This window comes from Streptomyces sp. N50, assembly GCF_033335955.1.
Classification (GTDB): Bacteria; Actinomycetota; Actinomycetes; order Streptomycetales; family Streptomycetaceae; genus Streptomyces.
The window spans coordinates 9291948-9309114 of the sequence record NZ_CP137549.1; the positions used below are offsets into that span (position 1 = coordinate 9291948).

Annotated in this window: 13 protein-coding genes; 7 read left to right on the forward strand and 6 right to left on the reverse strand. The window is 69.9% G+C overall.

The genetic code is table 11. The features are described from left to right. Positions 1–26 precede the first annotated feature (26 nt). Positions 27–3956 carry a glycosyl hydrolase gene (locus tag R2B38_RS41240; RefSeq protein WP_318020909.1) on the forward strand — a complete coding sequence of 1310 codons (3930 nt, stop codon included), beginning with the start codon at positions 27–29 and terminating at the stop codon, positions 3954–3956. On the opposite strand, the gene R2B38_RS41245 is transcribed toward R2B38_RS41240, so the two are convergent. Next, positions 3939–4964 carry a LacI family DNA-binding transcriptional regulator gene (locus tag R2B38_RS41245; RefSeq protein WP_318020910.1) on the reverse strand — a complete coding sequence of 342 codons (1026 nt, stop codon included), beginning with the start codon at positions 4962–4964 and terminating at the stop codon, positions 3939–3941. The genes R2B38_RS41240 and R2B38_RS41245 overlap by 18 nt on opposite strands. A 157-nt stretch (positions 4965–5121) precedes the next feature. Between R2B38_RS41245 and R2B38_RS41250 the strand changes: the two genes are divergently transcribed. Beyond that, the gene (locus R2B38_RS41250; protein ID WP_318020911.1) at positions 5122–5808 is read left to right on the forward strand and encodes a TetR/AcrR family transcriptional regulator; all 687 of its coding nucleotides are present in this window, start codon (positions 5122–5124) and stop codon (positions 5806–5808) included. Positions 5809–5844: 36 nt separating this feature from the next. Here the strand turns inward: R2B38_RS41250 and R2B38_RS41255 are convergent, their stop codons facing one another. Both R2B38_RS41255 and R2B38_RS41260 read right to left on the reverse strand, forming a co-directional pair. Then, positions 5845–7644, reverse strand: coding sequence for a CocE/NonD family hydrolase (locus tag R2B38_RS41255; protein ID WP_318020912.1), 1800 nt, complete (start codon positions 7642–7644; stop codon positions 5845–5847). Positions 7645–7690: 46 nt separating this feature from the next. Continuing rightward, positions 7691–8422 carry an acetate uptake transporter gene (locus R2B38_RS41260; RefSeq protein ID WP_318020913.1) on the reverse strand — a complete coding sequence of 244 codons (732 nt, stop codon included), beginning with the start codon at positions 8420–8422 and terminating at the stop codon, positions 7691–7693. Positions 8423–9038: 616 nt separating this feature from the next. On the opposite strand from R2B38_RS41260, the gene R2B38_RS41265 reads away from it, so the two are divergent. Next, positions 9039–10280, forward strand: a complete 1242-nt coding sequence (locus R2B38_RS41265) for a hypothetical protein (protein WP_318020914.1) — start codon at positions 9039–9041, stop codon at positions 10278–10280. Positions 10281–10309: 29 nt separating this feature from the next. On the opposite strand, the gene R2B38_RS41270 is transcribed toward R2B38_RS41265, so the two are convergent. Continuing rightward, positions 10310–11764: an MDR family MFS transporter gene (locus tag R2B38_RS41270; RefSeq protein ID WP_318020915.1), complete on the reverse strand. Its 1455-nt coding sequence runs from the start codon at positions 11762–11764 to the stop codon at positions 10310–10312. 69 nt (positions 11765–11833) lie between these two features. Between R2B38_RS41270 and R2B38_RS41275 the strand changes: the two genes are divergently transcribed. Next, a complete protein-coding gene (locus R2B38_RS41275) occupies positions 11834–12487 on the forward strand; it encodes a TetR/AcrR family transcriptional regulator (protein ID WP_318020916.1) in 654 nt (217 codons plus the stop codon). A gap of 56 nt (positions 12488–12543) precedes the next feature. Here R2B38_RS41275 and R2B38_RS41280 read toward each other — a convergent pair whose 3' ends face one another. After that, a complete protein-coding gene (locus R2B38_RS41280; RefSeq protein WP_318020917.1) occupies positions 12544–13158 on the reverse strand; it encodes a PadR family transcriptional regulator in 615 nt (204 codons plus the stop codon). Positions 13159–13398: 240 nt separating this feature from the next. On the opposite strand from R2B38_RS41280, the gene R2B38_RS41285 reads away from it, so the two are divergent. The 3 genes from R2B38_RS41285 (at position 13399) to R2B38_RS41295 (ending at position 16205) form a co-directional block, all read left to right on the forward strand. Next, positions 13399–13989 (forward strand): hypothetical protein, encoded by a 591-nt coding sequence (locus R2B38_RS41285; RefSeq protein WP_318020918.1) that lies wholly within the window; start codon positions 13399–13401, stop codon positions 13987–13989. A 24-nt stretch (positions 13990–14013) separates the two neighbouring features. Next, on the forward strand, positions 14014–15381 hold the full coding sequence (locus tag R2B38_RS41290; RefSeq protein WP_318020919.1) for a carotenoid oxygenase family protein: 1368 nt from the start codon (positions 14014–14016) through the stop codon (positions 15379–15381). 125 nt (positions 15382–15506) lie between these two features. Further along, the gene (locus tag R2B38_RS41295; RefSeq protein ID WP_318020920.1) at positions 15507–16205 is read left to right on the forward strand and encodes a sigma-70 family RNA polymerase sigma factor; all 699 of its coding nucleotides are present in this window, start codon (positions 15507–15509) and stop codon (positions 16203–16205) included. Here the strand turns inward: R2B38_RS41295 and R2B38_RS41300 are convergent. Beyond that, positions 16189–17112: an SDR family oxidoreductase gene (locus tag R2B38_RS41300; protein WP_318020921.1), complete on the reverse strand. Its 924-nt coding sequence runs from the start codon at positions 17110–17112 to the stop codon at positions 16189–16191. The two genes, R2B38_RS41295 and R2B38_RS41300, sit on opposite strands and share 17 nt — an antisense overlap. Positions 17113–17167 lie beyond the last annotated feature (55 nt).

The following is a 17167-nucleotide window of genomic DNA, read 5'->3' on the forward strand; positions in this document are numbered from 1 at the left end:
GAGCCGCACCCGGAAGGACCAACACCGTGATCTCACCCGCGCTCCAGCAGCTCTTCGACGCCCCGCCCCGGGACTTCGGTCCCACCCCGCTGTGGTGGTGGTCCGGCGCCAAAGTCACCCGTGAGCAACTCGCCTGGCAGCTGCGCCGGTTCGCGGACGGCGGCGTCCACAACCTCGTCGTCATCAACCTGGCCCCGGCCGGCCCGGCTTTCGGCGCCCGGACCGACGACCCGCCGTGGTTCGGCGAGGAGTGGTGGGCCCGCTTCACCGACACCTGCCGGATCGCCCGGGACATCGGCACCCGCCTGTGGTTCTACGACCAGATCGGCTTCTCCGGCGCCAACATCCAGGGCGCGATCACCCGCCGCCACCCGGAGGCCACCGGCCGCGCCCTGCGCTCCCGGGCAGCCACCGTCACGGGCGGCACGATCGCACTGCGCGGAGCCGAAACCCTTCTCGCCGCCTACGACTTGGAGGGCCGCCGCCTGCCCATGGCGCCCGGCGTCCCGGCCGCCGAGGGGACGGTGGTACGGCTCGTCGTCGCCGTCCCCACCGCCTTCGACTACCTGGACCCGGACGCCGTACGACTGCTGCTGGACGCCGTCCACCACGAGTACGACCGGCGCGTCCCCGAGTACCTGGGCAACGTCATCGCGGGCAGCTTCCAGGACGAGCTGCCCGGCACGAACTCCTGGAGCCACCGCTTCCCCGACGAGTTCCGTACGCGTCGCGGCTACGACCTCCTCGACCATCTCCCCGCCCTGTTCGGCCCGGTGACCGCCCGCGCGGCGAAGATCCGCGCCGACTACTACGCGGTCCGCGCCGAACTCACCGAAGAGGCCCTGTTCAAGCCCCTCGCCGCCTGGCACGACGAACGCGGCATGCTCATCGGCGCCGACCAGAGCCACCCCGCGAGGGCAGGCTTCCCGGCCCAGTCGACGCAGATCTACACCGACTACTTCCGCACCCACCGCTGGTACGGCGCCGCCGGCAGCGACCACCACGGCGACTCCAAGGTCCACTCCTCGATGGCCCACCTCTACGGCCACGAGCGGGTCTGGATCGAGGCGTTCCACTCCTCAGGCTGGGGCGGCACCCTGGCGGACACCTACGACTGGCTCCTGCCGTTCCTGCGCAGCGGCGCCAACTTGTACAACCCGCACGCGAGTTACTTCGGCACTGCGGGCGGCTGGTTCGAGTGGGCGCCCCCGTCCACCGACTGGCGCCAGCCCTACTGGCAGCAGTACCCGGCGTTCTCCCGCGCGGTCGCCCGGATCTGCTCGATCATGTCCTGGGGCACCTACAGCGCCGACGTCGCGGTCCTGCACCCCACCGCCACCATGCAGGCCCTCATCCCGTTGGACGCCCCCGTTCAGCACTTCGGCGACGGCCGCCTCGGCGACGACCACGCCGACGTCGACGAGACACAGCGCCACTACCTGGACCTGTGCGGCACGAACAACTGGCTTGCCCCGCACGCCGGTTCACTGGACCGCCACCGCATCGCCTTCGACATCATCGACGACGCCTCCGTGCAGCGCGCCACGACCGCCGAAGGAGCCCTGCGCGTCGCGGAGTTGACGTACCGCGCGGTGCTGCTTCCTTCGACGAGCGTCCTGGAGGAGGAGACGGCACGCCGACTGACCCAACTCCTCGACGCGGGCGGCCGGGTGGTGGTCGTGGGCCGTCCGCCCGCTACGGCGGCCGGGCAGGCCGGTGACGACTCCGCCGTGGCGGCACTGCTGAAGCACCCGCGACTGGAGCGGGCGAGCGACGCCGAGGCCGGGGCGGCGGCGGTGGCCGACACCGCCGGTCACGCGACCGGCGAGGTGCCACTGCTCGTCAGGAGAAAGGGAGTTGAGGCGGTCGCCCTCGTGACGGGCACCTTCCCCGACGCCCGCACGCTGCCCGGAGACGCCAACCACGAGGCGGACCCCGCGCGTTACGCCCACCACTCGACCGTCACCGTGCACGCCACGGTCACCGAGGCCGAGATCTGGAACCCGGCGACCGGCACCCGCCACCCGGCCCAAGTCACCGTCGCCGACGGCCGATCGACCATCGAGGTGCCACTGGAGGGTGCCCCCGCCGTCCTCGTCGTATGGCGCGAGGGGAGCCCGCAGACGCACCGGACAGCCATGACAACACCCGGGCCGGAACGGACGATTGACCTCTCGCACGGCTGGCAGGGCCGCCTGGTCCCCACTATGGACATCACCTGGGGCGACCTCGCCCTGCCCGCCGGTTCATCCATCGCCGAACCTCAGATCTGGACCATGCGGTGGACCGAGGCCGAGGGTCCCGCCGCCAACTGGCAGCAGACACGGGTGACTTATGGCAACCGGGTCCGAGTCCTCCCTCCGGTACCGTCCGACGAGGCGCCCGGTCCACTCGACGCGCCCTCCGTCGAACAGGTCCTCTCCGGAGACCTGCCCCTCACCCCCGCAGGCTGGAGCGTCTCGGTGTACTCGTCCAGCCGGGGCATCCCGGACCCGGACGGTCTTCTCGGCAACAAGGGCCTGGTGACAGAGGAGTTCGTACGTGTCCCCGTGCCCGGGCCCGGTACGGTCGCCCGGGTCCGCGCGATCGTTGAGACGGACCACCGTGGCCCCGCCGACCTGCACATCGGCGCCGCGGCCACCAAGCGGGTGTGGTGGAACGGCGAGCGCCTGGACACCGGTACCGGCTATCTCGCCACCGCCCGCGTGCGGATCGGCGGGACCCGCAACGTCCTCGAATACGAGCTGGGGGACGCCCAGGACAGGCCGCTCCTGATCTCCGGCACGGCGGGCACACCGTTGGGCAGCTACTTCTGCCTGACCCGTCCGGACGGGTTCGGTTCGCGCCCGCAGTTCATGTGCCTCCCCGAGGGCGTACGGCCGTCCGGCGGCGTGACCTATCGGGGGCGGCTCAACGGCCCTGGACAGGCGGTACTTGTCGTGGGCGCGGCGGTGGGCGTCACCGTGCTGCTCGACGGGGCGGTTGTCGCGCGCCAGGAGAAGGTGGAGTACTACGAGTCCGACTGGGGCGCGGTGCCGATGTTCTTCCAGCACCAACTCGCCCTCGGGGACGGCGAACACGTGCTGGAGGTGGTGGCCGACGCCGTTCATCCACGCGACGCGGTGTTCGTCGACTGCGTGGCCCGCGCGGAGTCCGCCGTGAACTCCCTGGTGAGCGGCGCCGGTTGGGAGGCCGAGACGGGGGAGTGGCGTGGCGGCACCCTCGAACACGAGGGCCGTTGGGGAGAGTTGCAGCACTGCTACGCGGCCGTGCGACCGCACCCGTTGCCGGACACCGAGTGGCTCACCGGCTCACCCGTGCTCGGCACCGCCGTACTTCCGCTGCGGTCCACGGACACCGTCCGCGAACGCGCCCAGCGTTTCCGCTTCACCGTGCCGCCGGGCACCGAATCGCTGGAGCTGCCAGTGGAGTTGCCCGCGATGGTGCGGGTCGGCGATGGAGTCGAGACGTGGCTGGACGGCCAGTTCCTGACGCTGGAGCAGCCGCTCACTGAGCCGACGGAGGTGGAGGTCGTCACCGCACCCACCGCAGTACTTCGGGGCGGCTCCGCCTGGCGGGGACCGGTGCGCGTCCGCACGGTACCGGCGAAACTTCCCCTGGGCGACTGGCAGTTGCTCGGGTTGGGTGGCTGGAGCGGTGGTGTGACGTACTCGCGGGAGGTGGAGGTGCCGGCCGGGCCGGATCCGGTGCTGGACCTCGGGCGGGTGCGCGGCAGTGTGTCGGTCGTCGTCGACGGGGAGTGTGTCGGCGAGGGGTTCTGTCCTCCGTACCGCTTCCAACTCCCTGGTACCGCAGGGAGGTTGGTGCGTCTGGAGGTGACCGTGAACAACACCCTGGCCCCCTATCTCGCCGAGGCCACCCCCACCGCCTGGGCCTTCCCGTCCCAGCTTTCGTCGGGGCTGCTGGGGCCGGTGACGTTACGGGTTCGGGACTGACCGGGGTCGAGTGGAGTCCCGTAGGACGAGGTCGGGCGCGAACACCCGTGTCTCGTGGGCGTGTTCGGCGCGCGCCTCCACCTCGTCCAGCAGCATTCCCACGGCCGCTCTGCCGAGTTCCTCGACGGGTTGCCGGACGGTCGTCAGGGTCGTACCGACGAAGCTCGCGATGTCGAGGTCGCCGTAGCCGACCACCTGGACCTCCTCGGGTATGCGTACGCCCCGTTCGCCGAGTCCTCGGCACAGGCCGGCGGCGAGGAAGTCGTTGGTGCAGAAGACGCCGTCGGGCAGGTCGTCGAGTGTGCGGGCGATCTCCAGGCCGTAGGCCACGGTCATCTCGTCGGCGACGACCTGGCGGACCCGTGCCTCGCGGCGGGTGCGGACGGCCTGGCGGGCGCCCTGGTAGCGCTCGGCACACTGCACGATGCCGCGCTCGCCGTTGACGACGAGGATGTCGCGCGCCCCGCAGTCCAGGAGGTGCTGCACGGCGACCCGGCCGCCGGCGATGTCGTCGACGGAGACGGAACAGCCGTCCTGGGCCGGCAGCGCGCGGTCCGCGAGGACCAGGGGGATGCCGCGTTCGCGCAGTCGGGTCAGGCGGGTGGGGTCGGCGCCGAGCGGGACGACGACTGCTCCCACGGCCCGTTGCTCGATCAGCATCGTGAAGTAGCCCTGCTCACGCTCGGGGGCGTCGCCGCTGTCGCAGAGCACGAGGGAGTAGCCGTGGTCGTAGGCCGCGTCGGCGGCACCGCGGGCGATGCGTGAGTAGAAGGAGTTCGCCACGTCGGGCAGGACCAGGCCGATCGAGGACGAGTGCCCGGTGCGCAGGCCCGCGGCTCCCGGATGCGGCACGTAGTCGAGTGCGGCGACCGCGTCGCGGACCCGTTCGGCGGTGCGGGCGTTGACGCGCTCGGGCCGGTTCAGGACGTTCGACACCGTGGAGACCGAGACTCCCGCGGCGGCCGCGACATCCTGAATGCGGGCGGGGCGAACCTGAATGGCGTCCACCCCCTCGCTGTGACAGCCGTGCGACCAGGCACGACGCGGTTCTCATGGGCGGCGTCAGTCTACCCCGATGGTGGTTGCAACGTTTTCTGCCGGGTGCCTTGGAGAGGCAGGTGCGATGGCCGAACCTGCCTGTGATCAACAGGGTTAACATGGGGTTATGGCTGAGGGTTCCGGGGTTGATGCTCCGATGGAGGGTGACCGCCCGCTGAGGCGCGACGCCGCCCTCAACCGGGAGAAGATTCTGCGTGCCGCGCGGGAGGTCTTCGGCCAGCACGGGCTGCGGGTCACGCTCGACGACGTGGCCCGGCACGCGGGGGTCGGCGTCGGGACCGTATATCGGCGATTCCCGGACAAAGAGACCCTGGTGCGGGCCCTGTTCGAGCAGGATCTCGGGATACGGCAGGCGTCGGCGGAGCGGGCGCTCGCTCATCCCGATCCCTGGGAAGGGTTCGTGGACTTCCTGATGGAGATGGGGGCCGATCTCGCCGAGAACCGCGGCCTGCAAGAAGTGATCATGTTGGGCAGCCACAGTTCCGAGCCCATCGAGACGATGCGCGGCGGGATGCTCCCCTTCCTGGAGGCCCTGATCCAGCGGGCGCAGGAGAGCGGGGACCTGCGTTCGGAGATCACTCCCTCCGACATCCCCGTCATCGTCCAAATGCTCAGTGCGGCAAGCCAGTTCACCCAGGGCAAGCGGCCCGAGGTGTGGCGCCGCTACTTCGAGATCATCCTGAACGGCGTCCGGCAGCGGTCCGACAACCTTCCGCTGACGACACCGAGCTTGAGCAACGAGACGGTGGAGCAGGTGATGGGTCTGGTCAGGCCCGCCTCGACGAAGGAGTAGCAGGCCTGCCGTACGCGCAGACCTGCTACCCGTCGTTCAGGAGGACGGTCCCCAGTCGGTGTCGCTGGGTGTGGCCGAACTCGGCGTCGTCAGAGGCAGGTTGACGAAGGACGCCGCCTGCGGGGAGTGCTCGACGGTGTAGACGCCGCCGGCCAGGTTCGCCAGTTCCTGCGGGGTCGGGGCGACGGGGAAGTGGAAGTCGGCCGGGGGTTGGCTGTTGATGCTGATCTGGATCCGGTAACCGGCCGGGATCCTGGTGAAGTTGGAGAGCAGGGAGATGTCGTAGCGTGTGGTCCGGCCGGGTGTCACCGGGTGCTGCGATGCCTGGGTGAAGGGGTGACTGGGCTTGAGCAGGGTGCCGTTGTCGCCGTACCAGCTCTCCTGGGTGTCCAGGGCGCGCTGGCTGCCCAGGAGGATTCCGTCGGCCTGCTTGGTCACCGTGCCGTCCGGGGCGACGATGCTCAGCTTGGCCGACAGTTCGGTCTCCGGTGTCGTCGATCTGGCGTAGAGGGTGACGTCGGTCGGGCCGTTGAGCAGCGCCGCCTTGGTGAGCGGGGCGGTGGTGTAGGTCAGCGTGTTGGCCGCGGTCGCCGCGCTCCAGGAGAGCGTGTCGCTGCCCTCGTCCGTCGGTTTGCCGGGGGTGAGGGAGCCGTTGCCGAGGTAGTAGGTGCGGGCGTCGGAGGACAGGGGCCAGGCGGCGCTGTCGACCCAGGTGTTCGCGCCGTTCTCGAACAGGTGCAAGGGAGTTGACGTGTTCGCCATACCCGTGGGCGCGTTCTTGAGCCAGGTGTCGAACCACTCCAGGCGGATGCCTTGTAGCGTCGCCTCGTTGACGTGCTCGCCGTGGGTCCAAGGGCCGACGATCGCCTGGTAGCGGCCGGTGACGGGTTCGTTCGAGGTGATCGGATCGGTCAACGGCCGGTGGTAGTAGGCGTTTTGGGCGGACACGTAAGCGCCGAGGTTGCCGCCGGGGAAGAGGTCGTTCCAGCCGGCCTCGGTCAGTGCCGGAATGCCGTTGCCCACGATCTTCGGGACGAGCTTCTTCTGGACGTTCAGGGACTGCCAGTAGGCGTCGTCGTACGAGCGTGAACCTCCCGAGGCCTGCTGGGCGATGGTCACCGACTGCGGGTCGGTGGCGGGGTCGTCCTCGGGGCCGCGCGGCTCGGCCTGGGCGATGCCGGCCACGAAGGGGGTCGGGATACCGCCGTTGCCGGTGAGGTCGTTGTAGAAGTCCGAGTCGGTGCAGAACGGTGTGATGGCCTTGAGGGCGGAGTTCTTGCCCACGGCCGCCGCGGTGAACCACTGGTCGACCCCGAGGTAGGAGCAACCGTCCAGCCCCACCTTGCCGTTGGAGCCCGACAGCGTGTGGGCCGCCCAGTCGACGAGGTCGGCTCCGTCCTTGCCCTGCCGGTCCCCGAACCAGTCGACCTGCCCGCCCGAGTCACCGGTGCCGCGCACCGCGGAGGCCACGTAGATGTAGCCCCGCTGCACGAAGTAGATGCCGCTGTCCGTGGGGTCGGAGCGCTGGGCGCCGTAGGGATTCTGGGTCAGGAGCACGGGGAACGGGCCCGACGCGCGGGCGCTGGTGCTCGGGTCGGTCGGATAGACGACCTCGACGGCGATCTTCACGCCGTCGTCCATGGTGACGGTGGTGTGGACGGGCGCGCTCACCGCGTAACTCGCCGCAGGTGGCGTCCAGTTGACCGCGTGCGCGGGGAGTGCGGTGGCTGTCGTCTGGCCTGCGGCCACGAGGAGGAGCACCGCGGAGGCGCTGCTCAGTACGGTGACTCTGTGCGGCAGCTTGATCCGGTGGTCTGCTGCCTTGGGCGTTTTCATGCGGCTCCTTGAGACGGGTGGGGGGTTCGTCGTCATGCCGTCTGCGTCACGCCGCCTGCGCGGCGGCCTGCGGGTTGCGGTTCAGGGCGAAGAGCGGGAGCACGGCACGCCCGCGGATGTCGTTGGTCAGCTCGGCCAGGACCAGGTAGAAGGCGACGGCGGCCAGCACGATCTCGACGTAGCCGGCGGTCTGCAGTACCGAATCGCTCGGCACCCCCGCGCTCGAAGCGCCCAGGTAGGCGGTCACCAGCAGCACGATCGTCAGCGTCAGCAGGGAGAACGCGCTCACGATCACCGCGTTCGTGCCCAGACTCGCGATGCCGAAGACCAGGGTGACGACCAGCCAGCCGATGAGGAACAGCCCCAGCGACTGCATCACCGCGTGTCCGCCCGCGGCCGCCGAGGCCTCCGCCGACGCCCCGCCTGCCTTCGCCGCGGCCGCCGCCGCTCCCGCGATGTGGGGTGCCGCCCAGAACTCGATGACGGTGTAGCCGAGCCAGAACGCCCCGTACGCCGTCAGGAACGCGGCCGCGAAGGTCGCGCCGGACGCCAACGCGAAGAATCCCGCGACGAGTTGGACGATGCCGCCGTAGAAGAAGGTCCCCGCCAGCACGATCGTGCCGTCGGCCGCGTCGATGATGCCGGCGGTGTGCAGGCCCAGGATGAGCGAGCACCACGCGAATCCGGCCGCCCCCACGGCTGTCGCGTGACCGATGTGTGAGGTGGTGACTGTCGGGGCCGGCGGGCTCTGGGCATCGTGAAGCGACACTTCGGTCATGGTGATCAACCCTTCTGGAATGTCGACAGCGGGGGCGCTCGGCCCGTGCCGTCAACCGAATGGTCGGTAGTTTGGGAACGGCCGGTTGGGGCTGTCAAGGGATCGAACCGAAGTGGAAAACGCCCTCGATGGCGTCTCGGCGGCGACTGCCGACGGGGTGAAGGCGGCACGGGGGTGGCTTCAGGGGCGCGTCGTCAGCTCGCAAATCCCGGGAATCGTCGCTGGTGGGAAGGGGTGCCCGTCGTTTCGCCCGGAGCGGCTGGGTGGGCGGTGAGTGATCGTCCGGGACGGTCCTGCCGCAGGGCTTTTCGGGCCGAAGAAAGTGGAGATATATTCTCCGAAACGAGGGTGGGGGTGCCCTCGGGGAGATGGCGGGGGTGGAGAAGAGCCGGGGGTGTCGCCCTCGAGTTCGGCCCGGACCTGGGTGTCGGACCCCCGTCCGGGTCAGGGTCTGTCTGGACACCCCGTGGAGATCGGCGAGTTGGCCACCGGTGCGCGCGCGGGAGATCGGAACCTCGGTCGTGCCATGGGCTGCGTCGCTTGGCCGGGTGGGCACCCCAATCACCCTGGGTATAAAGGACTGTGACGCGACGTCATCTCTGTACGGGGGTATGGGATGGAACGGCTCAAGGCCTTGGAGCCACAGCGGATCGCGGCTGTCTTCCGGCCGTCCGCACCTGTCGGCATCCGGTGGGCGATGCGCCTGCTGCGCACGGTGCCGCGGTCGCGCAGAGGGGCGGCTCGCCTGCTGATCCGCCTGCTGTACTCGCCGCTGACGGCCAAGACCAAGATTCTGCTGATCAGCCTGGTCTCCTCCATCACACTGCTGGGACTGGCCGAGGCGGGCGACGCGCTGGTGTCGTCGGCCGGCATGGATGATCGGTGGGCGCTGGGCTATCTGTTCTCCGGCAACGCCGAGCCGAGCGGCGTGACCCTGTTCCTCCTCCAGGACCCGGCGGGCCTGATCGTGCTGGCGGTCGTCTTCGTGACACCCATCTTCTGCTGCCAACAGGTGCAGGCCATCGCCGACTTCGTGCGGATGAACGAGCGCAACGGAGGTGCGGAGGGACTGTCCGCCGAACAGATCGGCCGGCTCAATCGGCTGGTCGACCGGACCAACAAGTGGTTCGGCGCGCTGGGCCGCCGGGCTGTCTCCGCGGCCATCATGGCGACCATGGCGATCGGCACGACCTCGCTGTACGTCTTCGTCAACACGCATGGCCTCATGCAGACGTGGAACCCGACCAGGCTCTCCGACTCGGTCTGGCGCTCCGAGGTCTACACCGGCTGGTGGGCCAACCGGCACACCCACCCCGAGCTGGCCCTGGCCTTGTGCGCGGCGGGCACGTACGCCTTCTACTTCCTGGCCAAGCAACTGGTCATGGGCGTCGTCTTCACCGTGTACCTGTACCGGTCCGAAGCGATCGGTTTCGGGGTGACCCCGAACATGAAATTCGACAGCGACGGGTTCCAAGGACTGCGCCCCCTGCGTCAGTTCATGCTCTGGACCTACGGCTCCGCCCTGGCCCACTTGATCGGCCTGCTGGTCCTCTTCATGGTCTGGTTGCCGGCGGCGTCATGGATGGTGTTCATCGTGCTGGGGGTGATGGTGGTGGACATGCTGGTGATCGTCTACCCGTCCTCGATCGGCTACCACTCCGCGCTGGCCGTCAAGCAGGCCCACGTCAAACTGCTGTACCAGACTCTTTCCGGTGAGGAGTGCGGCGCGGCGATAGCCCAGGTCTGGGCCGGTCCGGTGCTTCCGGTCACGACCCGCAAGGCCATGACCGGAATCGTCGCCTACCTGCTGGTTCCCGCGGTGCCTGCCCTGATTCCGGTGCTGTTCCAGCGGCTCTGACGCCACGGCCCGGGCGGGGAGTTGCCCGTCTACTGTGCCGGGTCCGCGGCTTCCGCCGCAGGCTCGGGCAGGGCGTTCTTCCCCGACGGAACGAAGAACGCGAGGACCAACGGCACCGCACCCAGGCCGAAGATCCACCAGAACGTGCCTGAGAACGCCGCGAGTTGGGCCGTCGCCGTGGGCGTGCCGTCGAGCAGGCTCTGCAGGATCATGGCGACGACCGCGACCCCGAAGGGCGCGCCCACGCGTTGGACGACGCTGAACGCCGCGCTGCCCCGGGGAGTCTCGGCGTGGCTCAGGCCAGCGAGGGCGAGCGTCATCACCGGGAACGTGGTGGCCGCGAAGCCGAGCCCCTGGGCGAACTGCGCGGTCAGCAGCACCGCCGTACCACCGTGTGCGTCCGCGAGGGCGAACGGCACCGTTCCGATCATGGTCAGCGCCGCTCCGGCGGCGATGACGAACCGGCTGTCGAACCGTGCCGCGAAGGGGCGCACGGCCACGACGAAGAACATCGTGCCGAGCCCCTGCGTGATGAGCAGCAGGCCCGTGTGCAGGACCGTCTCGCCGCGAACCTGCTGGTAGAAGAGGGGGAGCAGGAACGACAGGGCGTACGTCGAGAAGCCGCCCGCGAAGGTGATGACGCTGCCCAGGCCGAAGCCGCGGCGCGCGAACACGCGCACGTCGATGAGAGCGGGACGGCGGGCGCGCAGCGCGTGGACCGTGAAGGCGGCGAGCAGTGCGGCGCCGATGACGAGCGGGAGCCAGGCGCCGACGGCGGCGAAGCCGTCCTCGCCGGATATCCCGCTGATGCCGTAGGCGAGGGCGACGACGGCGGGTGTGAGCAGCAGGAGGCCGGGGACGTCGAGCCGGTGGCCGCGCTCACCGGCGGTCGCGGGCAGCAGGATCCGGCCGAGGGCGAGTGCCGCCAGGCAGACCGGCACGTTCACGAGGAACAGCCAGTGCCAGCTCAGCGACTGGATGATGGCGCCGCCGAGCACCGAGCCGAGGACCGGTCCAAGCAGGCCGGGAAGCGCGACGGCCGCCGTGGCTTTGTGGATGCGCTCCGGTCCGGCCGCCCGCGTGACGATGGAGAGCGTGATCGGCATGACCAGGCCGCCGCCGATTCCCTGGAGCACCCGGAAGGCGACGAGCGCGGGCAGTGAACCCGCCAGCCCGCACAGGAGTGAGCCGCCGAGGAAGGCGCCCACGGCGAACAGCCAGGCGTTGCGCGCGCCGAACCGTTCGGACAGCCACCCACTCACCGGGATCACCGACACGAAGGCCAGCAGATAGCCCGTCGCGACCCATTGCGTCCGGGCGACCGAGGAGTGGAACACCACCTGCAGGTGGTCGAGGGCGATGTTGACGATCGTCGTGTCCAGAAGGGTCGTGAACACGCCGAGGGCGAGGACCAGGCTGATGAGGTTCAGCCGGCGATCGGTCACCGGTGTCGTGGCCTGCGAGGCCGTCACTGTCGGAGTCATGGCGGGGACACTACACCGTGCAGTGTAGTTGCTACACCGGTCGGTGTAGGGTTTGCCCCGGAGGTGCGGATGAGCGCGGTGGGCACGGAGAAGACGGTGCGCGAGGGGTCCCTGGAGAAGCGGACGGCGATCCTCGTCGCCGCGCGCGAACTGTTCGTGCGTCAGGGAGTGGACCGCGTCAGCATGGACGCCATCGCGGCCCGGGCGGCGGTCTCCAAGCGCACGGTGTACGACTACTTCGGCGACAAGCGGCGCCTCTTCCTGGCCATTCTCGCCGATGTGTCCCAGTCCATGACGGACACGGTGCGGCGTGCGCTCGACGAGCACCTTCCGGAGGATGCGGGAATCAGGACGGTGCCCCAACTGGAGCAGTCACTCGCGGAGTTGGCGATCGACCTCGGCACGTCGATCGTGGGCTCGGCCGACTACGCCGCCGGGTTCGCCCTCGTCGCCCAGGAACGCCTGCGGACTCCGACGACCCGGGACGACATCGCGACGGGTGCGGTGGAGGAGGTGTTCGCGGATCGGCTGGCCCACTTCGCCGACGCCGGACTCCTGGACACGGACGACCCGCGACTGGCCGCCGACCACTTCTTCGCGCTGACCGTCCTGTTGGCCTACGACCGTCAGCCGGTGCCGGCCAACCCCGACCCGGAACGGGTCCGTCAGACCATGGTCGACGGGGTCCACGCGTTCATCCGGGCGTATGCCGTGCGCGAGTAGTGCGCGAGGGCGTGGACAAAAGGTGTTCCTGAGTCACCGGAAGGACCTGCGGCACCTCAACGCCCCGTGTGTGCCTGACCGTTGGCGTCGTCGGCGCTCGATGTGTCCGCGTCCGACGGCCCGGTGGGGCCCGCGATGTCGGGACCCTTGGTGTGCGCCGTACGGAGCTGCTCCGCCGCCCAGTGGGCCCACTCCTGCTCCAACACCCGCTGCCGGATGCCGTGTTCGAGGACGAGCCGGCCGCACACGGTGAGCATGTCCTTGTCCCACTCCTCCGTGTCGCGCAGGGCGACCAGGGTGTCGTGCTCCTTGGCCGAGGCCTCCGCGTGGTCGAGGAGCCGCTGGACCGCTTCCTCGCGCGGCAGGAGTCCCAGGAAGAAGGTCTGCAGGAGCATCGGGTTGCGCAGCGGCCGGCTCTCCCGGTTCTCGGACAGCCAGCGCACCGTCTCCGCGTGCCCCTCGGGCGTGAGCGAGTACTGCTTGCGTCCCCGGGGGCCTTCCTCCGTGACCTTGATCAGACCCGTCGCGTCCAGCTTGGTCAGCTCGCCGTAGATCTGGCTCTGTTTGGCGGGCCAGACGTAACCGAGCGAGGTGTCGAACATCTTCAGCAGGTCGTAGCCGCTGCCGGGGCGGAAGACGAGGAGGCCCAGGAGGGCGTTGCGGAGGCTCATGCGGACCAGCCTAACGCCTGTCACTCCAATAGTGACAGGTCGAAAACTACCCATGCGGATTGTGTGCGTCCGGGAGGGGGGTCGCGTGGAGGCCGGGCTCGGTCGAAACGGTTTGCGCAGGTGGGGCCGGTGCGGGTCCGTGGGGGCGGTGGCGCGGCAGACTTTCGTTCAATATTCCATTCTTGACATGTCGATTGCGCAGCATCTAGCTTCCACCTGTCAAAGTTGGAACGTCGAGTTGTGAGGAAGTTCAACGTGGGCATCATGGGCTATTTGCGCGGTTTCTACCCATGGATCGCGGCAGGATTCGTCTCCGCCGTCGACTGGCGCTGGGGTGCGGTGGCCGGCGTCGTCGTCGGCGTCCTGCTGCTTCTCCAGGACCGGCGCAGGGGAGTGGCGATGGACGCGATGGTGCTGGAGATCAGCACCATCATCTACTTCGTCATCATCGGGGCGATCGCCTTCAGTTCGCCCGACTCGTCGATCCAGGACCACAGCGACGTCATCTCGTTCGTCTGGCTCGCCGGGACGGCCTGGGGCAGCATGGCGCTCCGCAGCCCGTTCACGCTCGGGATCGCCCGCCGGCAGGCACCCGAGGAGTACTGGGACACCCCGGGCTTCCTCGCCGTCAACAACCACATCACGGCCGCCTGGGGTTCCGGCTTCACGTTCATCGCCGTCGTCCTGGCCATCAGCAACGCGACCGACGCCCCCGCCTGGGTCGGCATCACCGCCCATGTCGTAGGCCTGGTCGCCCCCGCGGTCTTCACCTCCGTCTATCCCAAGCGTGTCCAGGCGCGCCTCGAAGCCATGCAAGCAGCGCAAGCCTGACCAGCCGAACCCGAGGACTTCCCCATGAGTACGGACAAGACCCCACCGCCTCCGCACCTGGCCGGCAACTTCGCCCCGGTCCCCGATGAGATCACCGTCACCGAACTCGCGGTCACCGGAGCCATCCCGCCGGAACTCACCGGCTGGTACCTGCGCAACGGCCCCAACCCGCACGAGGCCGCCTCGGCCCACTGGTTCACCGGCGACGGGATGGTGCACGGCGTCCGCCTGGACGCAGGCAAGGCCATCTCCTACCGCAACCGCTGGGTCCGCACCCCCACCCTCGAGACGGGCGCCCAGGTCTACGGCCCGGACGGCGGGATGAACCTCGCCGCGGGCGTCGCCAACACCCACGTCATACGGCACGCGGGGCGCACCCTCGCCCTCGTCGAGACGTCCTTCCCGCAGGAGTTGAGCTGCGAGGCGGGCCGCGAACTCGACACGGTCGGCCCCTACGACTTCGACGGCCGCCTGCGCACCCCGATGACCGCCCACCCCAAGACCTGCCCGGTCACAGGGGAGTTGCACTTCTACGGCTACGGCGGGCTCGCGGCGCCGTACCTCACCTACCACCGTGCCGACGCCGGCGGCGAGTTGACGGTCAGCCGGCCGATCGACGTGCCGGCGCACACGATGATGCACGACTTCCACCTCACCAGGAACCATGTCGTGTTCATGGACCTGCCCGCCGTGTTCAGCATCGAGCGGGCCATGGATCCGAACGGCGGCATGCCCTACGTCTGGTCCGACACCTACGGAGCCAGGCTCGGCGTCCTGCGCAGGGACGACCCGTACGGCGACATCCGCTGGTTCGACATCGACCCCTGCTACGTCTTCCACACCCTCAACTCCTATGAGGAGAACGAGGGTCGGAGCCTCGTCCTGCTCGGCATGCGGTACCCGTCCCTGCGGGACGGCGTCACCGTGGCGACGGCGGCGCACCTGTGGCGGTGGACCATCGACCTCACCACCGGCGCGATCAGCGAGGAGCAACTGGACGACCACCCGGGGGAGTTCCCCCGCATCGACGACCGACTCGCGGGCCTGCCCGCCGACTTCGGCCACGCCACCGCGGCACCCGTACCGGAACTCCCGCAGTACGACCCGGACGAGTCCCGCGCGGCGATCCACCGGTACGACCTCCGCAAGTCGAGCGTCGCCAGCCACTACTTCGCACCCGGACGCTTCCCGGGCGAGGCGGCCTTCGCCCCCGCCGACGATCGACCCGGCGGCCCCGGCTGGCTGATGACCTACGTCTACGACGCCTCGACCGACCGCAGCGACCTGGTCGTCCTCGACGCCGACAACCTCACCCAGGAGCCGGTGGCCACCATCCACCTGCCCCGCCGGGTACCCGCCGGATTCCACGGCAGTTGGCTCGCGGACGCCTGACCCACCGCACCCTGCCGACGTCATGAACGCTGAGCCGTCCTCCGGGCCCGAACGCCCGGGTTGCCCGGAGGACGGCTCTCGCCGGGGTGCCCTGAACAGTCGTAAACAGGTGCCGAAAGGGACGCATGATGGGGGACGTCGCGGGGGCGGCACGCACGGAGGACGCGAAGCTGACGCGTGCGGCCCAGGCGGGTGAAGTCGCCGCGCTGGGGCTGCTGTTGGAGCGACACCGGCGGGGGATGCGCGCGGTGGCGGTGAGCATATTGGGCCCGGGCGCGGACGCCGACGACGTGATGCAGGACGCCGCGCTGACGGCGCTGCTGCGGATCGGGGACGTACGGGACCCGGAGGCCGTGGGCGCGTGGCTGCGGACGATCGTGCGCAACGCCGGTCGGCAGGTAGTGCGGGAGGCGGCCGTGGTCCGGCCGGTGGGCGAACTGCCCCTGCGGTCAACGCATGTGGGACCGGAACAGTGGCTGGAGCGGAACGCGCTGCGCGACTGGGTCTGGGAGGCCCTGGAAGAACTCTCCCCGGTGTTGCGCATGCCGCTGGTGCTGCGGTACTTCGCCACCGGGGCCACCTCGTACGAACGGATCGCGGAGGTGTGCGGGGTGCCGGTCGGCACGGTACGCAGCAGGCTGAGCCAGGGCCGGACCAAGCTTGCGGCAGCCCTCGCCGCCACGGCGGACGCTCCGCACGGAGATGCCCGACAACGCGTCCAGGCCAGCCGATTTGAGGCTCACGAGCTGCTGGCCGCCGTAGGACGCGAGGGACTTGGACCGGGTGCCGGCCTCGATCCGGACCGGATCAGTGTGCTGCGCTGAACTCCCCGAAGTAGTGGCCCAGTTCGATGTCCGGGACCAGCGCGGGGTGCGTCGGCCGCCATCCCGTGCGCTGCCGGGTCAGAGCGCTCGACGCAGGGCTGTCCAGCGCGACCAGCGGGGCGAGGAAGCCGACGAAGTGCCGGCTCGCTTCCTCGGGAGTGAGACTCACGGCGGGGACTTTCAACTGGCGGCCGATGGCCCCCGCGATGTCCCGGAACAGCACCCCTTCCTCGGCGACCGCGTGGAGCGGCGTACCGGCCGGGGCGGATTCCAGGGCCAGTCGGTACAGGGTCGCCGCGTCGCGGCGGTGCACCGCAGGCCACCGGTTCGAACCGTCGCCGACGAAGGCCGACACACCCGTCGTACGGGCGACGCCGATGAGCGTCGAGATGAAGCCGCGCGCGTCCCCCGGCCCGTGCACGGTCGGGGCCAGCCGTACCGACGACGACCGCACTCCGCGCTCGCCCGCGGCGAGGACGGACGACTCGACCTGGAGCCGCAGGGCCGTGACGGGGGTGGGGACGGTCGGGGTCTCTTCGGTGAGCAGGTGGGCCGGTGTGCGGCCGATGACCCCCGAGGTGACCACGAAGGACTTGCCCGTGCCCTCCAATTCCGTGGTGATCGCCTGGACCGCGTTCAGTTCGGCCTTCGCGCGGGCCGCCGGGTCGGTGGTCTCGGAGATGTGCTGGTTCGCGGCGTAGACGACACCGTCCGCCGCCGCGGCTGCGGCACGCAGGCTGTCGGCGTCGCCGATGTCGCCGCGGTGCACGTCGGCGCCGGATCGCGTCAACGCGTCGGCGGCCGGGTCCGAGCGGGCGAGGCCGAGGACCTGGTGCCCCGCGTCGAGGAGTTCGCGGACGACGGCGGAGCCGATGTAACCGGTCGCGCCCGCAACGAAAACACGCACAGTGGAGATCCCCCAGGTCGGTTCGGGTCGACCCGGCGGCCGGTGGCGACGGGCT